Origin of the sequence: Pedobacter sp. ASV12 (assembly GCF_016429155.1) — a bacterium.
GTDB lineage: Bacteria > Bacteroidota > Bacteroidia > Sphingobacteriales > Sphingobacteriaceae > Pedobacter.
This window is the reverse complement of sequence record NZ_JAELUC010000286.1, coordinates 1-470: the sequence shown is the minus strand read 5'-3', so window position 1 is coordinate 470 and position 470 is coordinate 1. Positions and strand designations below refer to the sequence as shown.

Sequence of the window (470 nt, the reverse complement as noted above, 5' to 3'; positions counted from 1 at the left end):
ACCAAGAACATTCCGATTGCAAGTTAAAGGGAATGGCATTGCCTTTACTGAGCAACCAGAAAATGAATAGTTACCTCAAGGAAATAGCCGACCAATGTGGCATAAATAAAACGCTGACCTTCCATATTGCCAGACATACATTTGCCACAACGGTAACTTTGAGCAACAACGTACCGATAGAGACTGTGTCAAAAATGCTTGGACATAAAGACCTTAAAACCACACAACATTATGCCAAGGTATTGGATGCTAAAGTTGGGAAAGATATGAGGGCTTTGGGGCGGAAACTTAAATGAGGATTATTTTACATTTGATCCGGACTATAGCCAATCATTTGTTCGATTTCTCTATCTGTATCTGTCTCTTATACACATCTGACGCTGCCGACGAACCACGACATGGGTTGAGGGGGGTGGGGGGGGGGGGGGGGAGAGGGGGGGGGGGGGGGGGGGGGGGGGGGGGGGGGGGGG

General features: G+C 48.3%; 1 protein-coding gene. It reads left to right on the top strand.

Annotation, left to right across the window (positions count from 1 at the left end; all coding sequences use genetic code 11):
- On the top strand, positions 1-296 hold a 296-nt coding region (locus JHD69_RS20335; protein ID WP_199142144.1), incomplete at its 5' end, for a site-specific integrase.
- Between the last annotated feature and the right edge of the window lie 174 nt (positions 297-470).